Origin of the sequence: Mesorhizobium sp. M4A.F.Ca.ET.090.04.2.1, from assembly GCF_003999085.1 — a bacterium.
Taxonomy (GTDB): domain Bacteria; phylum Pseudomonadota; class Alphaproteobacteria; order Rhizobiales; family Rhizobiaceae; genus Mesorhizobium.
In genome coordinates this window covers 1-6,951 of record NZ_RZOT01000319.1, presented here as the reverse complement: position 1 = coordinate 6,951, position 6,951 = coordinate 1, and the positions used below count along the sequence as shown (strand labels likewise).

Annotated in this window: 10 protein-coding genes and 2 pseudogenes; 5 read left to right on the top strand and 7 right to left on the bottom strand. The window is 66.3% G+C overall.

The annotated features are described in order from the left end of the window. Positions 1-88: 88 nt before the first annotated feature. From EN781_RS34440 to EN781_RS21210, 3 genes and pseudogenes are all read right to left on the bottom strand, one after another. Positions 89-412: pseudogene (locus EN781_RS34440) on the bottom strand (glycosyl hydrolase 108 family protein); the annotation flags it as partial. 54 nt (positions 413-466) lie between these two features. After that, positions 467-982 (bottom strand): annotated as a pseudogene (locus EN781_RS21215) (terminase family protein); the annotation flags it as partial. Between the two features lie 236 nt (positions 983-1,218). Then, a complete protein-coding gene (locus tag EN781_RS21210; RefSeq protein WP_126055206.1) occupies positions 1,219-1,452 on the bottom strand; it encodes a hypothetical protein in 234 nt (77 codons plus the stop codon). Positions 1,453-1,530: 78 nt separating this feature from the next. Here EN781_RS21210 and EN781_RS21205 point away from each other — a divergent pair, with 78 nt between their 5' ends. Further along, positions 1,531-2,385, top strand: coding sequence for a hypothetical protein (locus EN781_RS21205; RefSeq protein ID WP_126055207.1), 855 nt, complete (start codon positions 1,531-1,533; stop codon positions 2,383-2,385). Positions 2,386-2,473: 88 nt separating this feature from the next. On the opposite strand, the gene EN781_RS21200 is transcribed toward EN781_RS21205, so the two are convergent. From EN781_RS21200 to EN781_RS21190, 3 genes are read right to left on the bottom strand one after another with little or no spacing between them, the layout of a single operon-like run. Continuing rightward, entirely contained in the window at positions 2,474-3,163 is a 690-nt protein-coding gene (locus EN781_RS21200; RefSeq protein WP_245455495.1) for a terminase family protein, read from the bottom strand. Then, positions 3,108-3,470 carry a hypothetical protein gene (locus EN781_RS21195; protein WP_126055209.1) on the bottom strand — a complete coding sequence of 121 codons (363 nt, stop codon included), beginning with the start codon at positions 3,468-3,470 and terminating at the stop codon, positions 3,108-3,110. Before EN781_RS21195 ends, EN781_RS21200 begins: the two co-directional genes overlap by 56 nt. Beyond that, positions 3,463-3,921, bottom strand: a complete 459-nt coding sequence (locus tag EN781_RS21190) for a hypothetical protein (RefSeq protein WP_126055210.1) — start codon at positions 3,919-3,921, stop codon at positions 3,463-3,465. Before EN781_RS21190 ends, EN781_RS21195 begins: the two co-directional genes overlap by 8 nt. Before the next feature lie 310 nt (positions 3,922-4,231). Here EN781_RS21190 and EN781_RS21185 point away from each other — a divergent pair, with 310 nt between their 5' ends. The 4 genes from EN781_RS21185 (at position 4,232) to EN781_RS21170 (ending at position 6,303) form a co-directional block, all read left to right on the top strand. Beyond that, the gene (locus tag EN781_RS21185) at positions 4,232-4,738 is read left to right on the top strand and encodes a hypothetical protein (protein WP_245455496.1); all 507 of its coding nucleotides are present in this window, start codon (positions 4,232-4,234) and stop codon (positions 4,736-4,738) included. Between the two features lie 122 nt (positions 4,739-4,860). Then, positions 4,861-5,130, top strand: coding sequence for a hypothetical protein (locus EN781_RS21180; protein ID WP_126055211.1), 270 nt, complete (start codon positions 4,861-4,863; stop codon positions 5,128-5,130). A gap of 138 nt (positions 5,131-5,268) precedes the next feature. Next, complete coding sequence (locus EN781_RS21175; protein ID WP_145965570.1) at positions 5,269-5,901, top strand: hypothetical protein; 633 nt, start codon at positions 5,269-5,271, stop codon at positions 5,899-5,901. A gap of 96 nt (positions 5,902-5,997) precedes the next feature. After that, complete coding sequence (locus tag EN781_RS21170; protein ID WP_126055213.1) at positions 5,998-6,303, top strand: hypothetical protein; 306 nt, start codon at positions 5,998-6,000, stop codon at positions 6,301-6,303. 99 nt (positions 6,304-6,402) lie between these two features. On the opposite strand, the gene EN781_RS21165 is transcribed toward EN781_RS21170, so the two are convergent. Then, positions 6,403-6,825, bottom strand: a complete 423-nt coding sequence (locus EN781_RS21165; RefSeq protein ID WP_126055214.1) for a DoxX family protein — start codon at positions 6,823-6,825, stop codon at positions 6,403-6,405. Between the last annotated feature and the right edge of the window lie 126 nt (positions 6,826-6,951).

Sequence of the window (6,951 nt, the reverse complement as noted above, 5' to 3'; positions counted from 1 at the left end):
GATCAGGCGCAACCTCCGGATGGGCAGCTTCAACCGAAGGTACCGATGGGCTTTGCCCAGGCGCTGGCGCCGGCGGAGCCGGCTCAACCGCCGACAGCAGCAGCGCCTCGGCGCGCACGAAGCCGACCCGCTCGCTCCAGCCCCTGCCGAAGGTCGGCCATGTTGGCAGCCGCTTGAGAAACGCCAGGCGTGCGTCGCAAAGTGCGTCGATGACAACGCCGGCGGGCCGGGCCCTGGCGGCGCCGAGCGTCGCCGGACCGATGCGCCCGTCCTGGGTGACGCCGACGATCGCCTGAAGGTAGTTCGCCGCCCTGGCCGGGCCGCTGTTCACCGCGAAGTCGAACACGGCATAGTCGACGCCGGCGGGAAGTTCGGCGCCGGCCACGGCATCCCAATAGAAGCGCCGGTACAGGCGGAATTCCTCGAACCAGGCGAGCAGCGTCGAAAACACCTTGAGGCGGCCGGATTGCATGCGGTCGAGCATCTCCATCAGCCCGGCCTCGACCGAGACCGAGCCGTCGGCGAAGCGGGCGTGGCTGGCGAGCATGTTCAGCCCATGCGCGGCATATTGTTTTGCGAGCGCCACGCCGGCGCCTTCCAGCGTTTCGCGGCGGCCGTCGCGCGGCCAGGTGAAGGGCAGCCATTCGCCCCACGGTTTCAGGGCGAGCGCCTGCATCGCCGGCGTCTGCTGCGCGGCGCGGGAGGCCTTGGTGACGTAGACGACGTCGGCCTCGGTATCCCAGGCGAGCTCGACCGCGGCCGAAGGATGGTCCCAGCCGAAATCGAGCGCGCCGATGCGCGGCCACCAGCGCGGCAGCCGGAACGGCTCGCAGGCAATCAGTTCCTCCGGCACCGGAAAGATGCGGCCCGAGCCCAGCACCGGAATGCCCTTGGCGCGCGCCTCGCGCTCATGCGCGGGATAGGCGGCAACGATCGCCGCGCGTTCGGCAGGCGTGTAGTGCCCGGCATCGTCGATGGTCATGAAGGTGACGTGTCGGGACATGGTGGCCCTTTCCCTTCTCCCCTTGTGGGAGAAGGTGGATCGGCGCGCGGCGCCGAGACGGATGAGGGGTGCGCGAAGGAACACGGCGGCAGTGATTTTGCGGCCGCCGGCGTCAAGCTGGAACACCCCGACCTCGCTTCGCGAGGCCACCTTCTCCCACACGGGTGTTTGGACTGGGGACATCGCGAACAACGGGGAGAAGGGAAGTGGGCGCCTCATCCCTTGCCCATCCGCTCAACTTCCGCTGCGCTCAAAAACCTCAGCACCACATCACTCATCCCGAGCGTGAAGGTCACGATGGCGGATGCCCTGGGTGGCGCAGGAAGTGGAGTGAGGGGGAGTTGCGTTTCACGCGCCAGCGCCCCGCCTGGCGATACCGGAACCGACAGCAAAACTGCGCCCGCTCGTCTTTTCATCTTCGGTTTTATGCAGTAGGTCTTGCCCCGCATCGGGAACACCGATGCGCGTTGGGCCGGTGCATTGCGCGCGGCCTCTCCTCTACGCGGGTGGGAAAGCCACTCTTTGCCATGACAGACTTATTCGAGGCGATGCGCCTGTCCGCCGAGGACAGCGAGACCGCTCATCTTTTCTTCAGCGAAGGCGGCAAGTTCCTGCTGCCGCTCGGCAAACCGAGAAATGCCGTGACAGGTCAGGAGATGCTGCAGCGGCTGCTGTCGCCTTCCGATGACGACGACGGCACGCTGGCCAACGACTTTCTCGGTGAGCTTGGCAAGACGGTTCCGTTGGAAAGCCTGCGTCTCCTGCTCACTTCGGGCAATGCCCGGACGCGAGCGACAGGCGCGTTTCTTGCCACGTTTCAAAACCAGAACATAAGTTCGATGGTGGGCGAACTGGCAGCGTTGCTGGCAGATGATAACCCGCGCACGCGCTTCGATGCCGTAGAGTCCATCCTGCGATGCAGCACGCGTGGCGACGGCGACCATCTGGCGCAAGCCCTGTTTGCTCTTGCAGATGAGCATGAGGGGGTGCGCATGGGAGCTATCCAATTCGTGCGCTTTGCCAAGGACTGGCAGTTGAAGTTCGCCCGCCAGCGCGCCGCATCGCTCAGGCCGCAAACGCCGTTTTCGGCGATAGCGGGTATTTGCGAGCAGTGGCGGAACGATACGTCAGGCACGATCCGTGCGATGCTGGATCATGCCGAGCCGGTGGTGCGGCGCTACGGCCTCGGGTTGGCCGGTCGGGCGAGGTTTGTGGTCGTTGACGCCTATGTCGAATGGGCGCAGGCGTCTGCCGATTCAGAAATCAGCAAGCTGGCGACGGATTGCTTCGAGCACAAGCAGATATCGCAGCATGCGGTCTGGCATTCATCATTGCCGGCAGCTACCCGGACTAGCCCCCGATCAAATGGGCAGCGAAGGTGACGCTCGACCCCCGCTAGGCGCGAGCGCCGAAGCTGCTGATCTCCCCCTACCGGGCATCTCCCCCACAAGGGGGGAGATTGGCTGTGATTCACCCCTTCCCCATCCTCTCCACATCCGCCGCCGACAGAAACCGCAGCACCACATCGCTCATCCCAAGCAGCGGCGTGAACGTCACGATGGTGATGCCGCCGGTGGCGTTGGTGCGCGTCAGGCCCTCGCTATAGACATCCAGCGGCGGCTCCTCGTCGAACCAGACGCCGTGCAGCGTCTCGCCCTGCCATTTCTCGCGGCCTTTCTCGTAGGATTTGAAGGAGAGCACGCTCTCGGAGGCCTGGACGTCGCCACCGCCGCCCCAGCGCACGACGACGCTGTCGATTGCACCGGCAACACTGCGGCCCATCACGGTGTGGACGATGGCATCGGCCGGGATCATGCCGGTGCCCCAGTCGGCCTGCTGCTGCGGCGGGCCGACCAGCACGCGCTGCGGGTTGTCGCGCGTGCCCTCGCCGGTGACGCCTGCGGCCCAGAGGCGCACGGCCATGTCGAACACCTTGCCTTGCCACCAGTCGGGATAGCGGCCGGTGAGGTGCATCGCCCATTCGGCGCCCCCCGCCCTGGTCTTGCCAAGCTGATTGCCTGCCATGAACAGGCGCTCGCGGTTGGCAGCGCCCGCGGCGTGGAACTGCGCCTGCCTGGGATAGGGCCGGTAAGCGGCCAAATGGTTAGCGCGGCGCCGGCGCTCCAGCTCCGTCAGCAGCGCCAGATACTCCGTCCCCAAGGAACGGCCTGACGATCGCTTCGAGGGCGCGGATGCGGGCGCGGATCTCCTCATCGCTCAGTGTGTCCAGAGTGTTGGTGTGGGCATCAGAATCCTTCGGGCCGGGCAGCACCGACAGCACGATCTTCAGATACTGGTCGGGCTTTTCCGCCCTGACCTTGGCGATGACGCCGGCGCCATGGTCACGGAAATCCTGGCGCAGCGCGGCGGCGAAATCATCGCCGATGGTCTTTTTCGCCCGCTTCGGGCGGACGGGAACGCCTGCCGGTTTCCGCGCCCGGCGCGAACGCGACGGCGCGTCAGCCATGGGACGCCGCCGGCTCGCTGCTGCCGGGCACGGCGGCGGGAACGACCGCCGACTTCGACGGCCTGGACCGCGCGACGGCGGGCTTCCGGCGCTTGCCGGTTTTGGCGCGCCTTGGCTTGGTCGGCTTGCGCGCCGGCTTGGGCGCCGCGCTCTCGGCCGATGCCGCCGTGCCGGCCGGCGCGGCTTCGATCTGGACGGCGGCTGGCTCGGCCTTGCCCGGCCTCGCCGTGCTGGCAATGCCGATCATCCGGCCGCCCTCAGCGCCGTTTGGAAAGCCGAAGCCGCCGACCGCATCGACCGGCCCGCCGCGCACCATGCCGATCAGCACGCCGGGCGCGACCTCCTCGACACGGCCGGAGCGCAGCGGCTTGGCGGTGCCTTCGAAGACGCCGATGGCGCTTACGACGTCGTGTCCGTCGTCAGCGGTGATGATGGTGGCATAGCGGGGCATGGGCGGGCTCACGGGTGATCTGGGATGGGCTCGAGAAGCGGCCTACCGGGAACGCGGCGTTGCTTCGCGCCCCTCTCTGGCCTGCCGGCGTCGAGAAGTGATCGAGGAGGCGCTGCGCTCGAAGGCATCCAGAAAAACAAGACCCGCCCTCGGCGGGCGGGTCGGCGGCGCAAATCAGCACCATGGACAAAACAGTAGCATAGCTGCCGTCACCCGGCAAGGAAAATTTTCCTAGAAGGCTTGCTCGCCGCATCCCACTGGGAACTATGGCCTGTCGGGATCGTTGGCGTACATCGAAGAGGAGAAAACCATGGCCGAGAACGAGAGCAGCCAGGGCAACAGCTCAGCCCAGCCGAGCAACGGCAATGCAAAAAGCCAGAGCAACCCGGCGCGCAGTCGTGCCGCGGCACGCAGCAGCACGACACGCAGCAGCTCTTCAAGCGCTTCCGAAGCGGCGCTGAAGAAGCAGATCGCGGAGCTGCGGCGCGAGGTCAGCAGGCTCAACCGCGCGTTGGCCGAACAGGCGGAGGACGTCGTCGAGACGGGGCATGGCTGGTACGATAGTGCCGCCGACCGAGCCTCCGGCTGGTACGACAGTGCAGCCGAGGGGGCATCTCGCGCCGCGCAGCAGCTTCGCAGCCAGGCACAGACTGTGCGCGGCCAGGCGCAGAGCGTGTCGGAAACGGTCCGGCAGAACCCCGGCACGATCTCGACGGCACTGACGCTGGGCGGGCTTATCGGCGTGCTGATCGGCCTGGCAATCGCCAGGAGCGTCGAGCCGCAGCCCGACTGGTTCCACCGCCACTGGAAAAGCTGACAGCTTCTGCCGGCAGAAGGACGCATGACAGGAAGCCCGGGCGGCCGCCCGGGCTTTTCGCACGGGCTGGTCATTAACCAGACCTTATGGGATCATTCCGTTGGGGAATCGCGGAGAGCGGCATGGACAAACCTGCCATGGCATCCGTCTTTCGGATGCGGCATTTGCCAGCAACCATTTCAGGCGTTCGCAGCCTTGGCAGGGGTCAGGCGGATCCGATCTTCCACTCCAGGCCACTCGGCGAAGCGATCCGCTTCATTGTCCAGACCGATGGCCAATACGACCTCAGCGCCGTCTCCATCTTCTACGGCGACCGCTCGACGCCACCGCTAGGCGGCCGCGAGGTCAAGGCGCTCTGGCAGGAGTACGGCCAACGCTGGATGGAGCTGTAGGCGCGATAAATCTTTGCGTCCATGCACAGGCAAATGACAGAACCGCCGGAGCTCCAGCGCCTGATCGACGACTGCTACGATGCGTTTGCGCCCTGCCCGCCGCCGCGTGTGCTGCGCGCCTCGCCGCTGCGCGATCCGGTGGCGATCCTGAAGACGCTCACCTCGGCGCCGTTGCGCGAGTTGACCGGCGAGCAGATCGGGCCCTATGCCGGCTGGGCGATCACCACGGTTGGCGACGTTGCCGACTATAAGCACTTCCTGCCGCGGATACTCGAGTTGGCTGTCTTCGACCAGCGATGGCACGGCCTCGATCCGCCGATCATCGCCAGCAAATTGAGCCGTGGCGGGTGGCGGACGTGGCCGCGGGACGAACGAGCGGCGGTGCAGGCGCTTTTTGCTGGTGCCTGGCGTCATGGTTTTGAGCAGCATCCCGACGATGGCGACCCGACGGGTTGGCTGTGTGGAATCGCAATCGCCGGCGGCGACCTCGACGCGGCGCTGGAAGCATGGCTTTCCTCGACCTCGGCCAATGCCGCGCTGCACTTGGCGGAGTTCTTTGGGAGCGATGCCGAGCGGCTCATCAAGGAAAAGGCCAATCGGAATTTCTGGAACGACGCCGGCGACGACACGATCGAAAAGATGCGGCGCTGGCTGCTCAGCGAGCCGGTTCTGGACCGGCTGTTGTCGGCGAGCGTCAGGCCCGAAGAGCAATGGCGTATCGACTCGGCGCTGCTTATCCTCGACGCTGTCACGCAGGAACGGCACGGCTAGCGACTCCGGACCGATCAGGCGACGGCAGCAAGCATCATGCCGGATCGGAAACGCCGTTCGTGCGTTTTTGAGGCGAGGTCAATGGGAGGAACCGCCATGAACGTCGCCAATCTGCAGCTCGAGGGCCTGTTGATGGCCGTCGCGTCGATCAACCAGGTGCTGGTGCGCAAGGGTGTGCTGACGGTCGAGGAGATCGACATTGCGCTGCGCCGGGCCGAGGCCTGCGAGACGGGTGAGGATCGCTCCGAAGGCATGTCGGCATCGAGCCGCGATGCCGTCAACTTCCCGATCCGGCTGCTGGAACTCGCCAACCGGTGCCAGCCGGAGGCGGACATGCCGTCCTTCTCGAAGCTCGCCCGCATGGTCGGCCAGATGAAGGAACCTTACAACGACCAGATGTGAGGGGGGTGCATCTCGGGGCCGCCGATTGTCGATGCCGGCGCCGCCCCTCATCCGCCCTTCGGGCACCTTCTCCCCGTTGAACGGGGAGAAGGAATGAGGTCACGCCCTGCCCGGCCAACCCTGGCGCAGCGAAAGCACGCTGCCCGGGCCGTGCACGGCGGCGAAGAGCAGGCCGGCGGCAAACGGGAAATGCGACATGAAGGCGCCGAACTCGGCCTGGTTGCCGGCCCAGTGCGAAGGGCCGTGGAAGGCAAAGCCGAGGAAGGTGACATAGACCGCGCCGATCAGCGCCGCCGGGGTCAGCAAGGCGCCGGTCAGGAAGGCAATCACCAGCAGCGTTTCGAGGATCGCCGCGCACCATGCCAGGAACAGCGGGAACGGGAAGCCGGCGGCGGCGATGTAGCCGGCGGTGGCGCCGATATCCATGAGTTTGAAGGCCACCCCCATCGCGAACATGGCGGCGAAGATCAGCCGGGCGATGAGGATGACTGCGGTCTGCCAGGTCGATTGGGTGCTTTCCATGATGTCTCTCCGGGTGTTGCTGCGTTCGGCCCTAGGACGGGCGAGGCGCGGGAGTTCCGACATGGGGGTGCAAATAGTTTTGGCTGGCGGGGTGGCAAGCCTGGCTCCCCCTTCTCCCCTTGTGGG

What these genes read in the sequence shown, in the direction of transcription:
- EN781_RS21180 (WP_126055211.1), top strand. Translation starts at nt 4,861, where the DNA reads ATGGACAAACCTGCCATGGCATCCGTCTTTCGGATGCGGCATTTGCCA.
- EN781_RS21170 (WP_126055213.1), top strand. Translation starts at nt 5,998, where the DNA reads ATGAACGTCGCCAATCTGCAGCTCGAGGGCCTGTTGATGGCCGTCGCG.
- EN781_RS21190 (WP_126055210.1), bottom strand. Translation starts at nt 3,921, where the DNA reads ATGCCCCGCTATGCCACCATCATCACCGCTGACGACGGACACGACGTC.
- EN781_RS21185 (WP_245455496.1), top strand. Translation starts at nt 4,232, where the DNA reads ATGGCCGAGAACGAGAGCAGCCAGGGCAACAGCTCAGCCCAGCCGAGC.
- EN781_RS21205 (WP_126055207.1), top strand. Translation starts at nt 1,531, where the DNA reads ATGACAGACTTATTCGAGGCGATGCGCCTGTCCGCCGAGGACAGCGAG.
- EN781_RS21210 (WP_126055206.1), bottom strand. Translation starts at nt 1,452, where the DNA reads ATGCGGGGCAAGACCTACTGCATAAAACCGAAGATGAAAAGACGAGCG.
- EN781_RS21195 (WP_126055209.1), bottom strand. Translation starts at nt 3,470, where the DNA reads ATGGCTGACGCGCCGTCGCGTTCGCGCCGGGCGCGGAAACCGGCAGGC.
- EN781_RS21165 (WP_126055214.1), bottom strand. Translation starts at nt 6,825, where the DNA reads ATGGAAAGCACCCAATCGACCTGGCAGACCGCAGTCATCCTCATCGCC.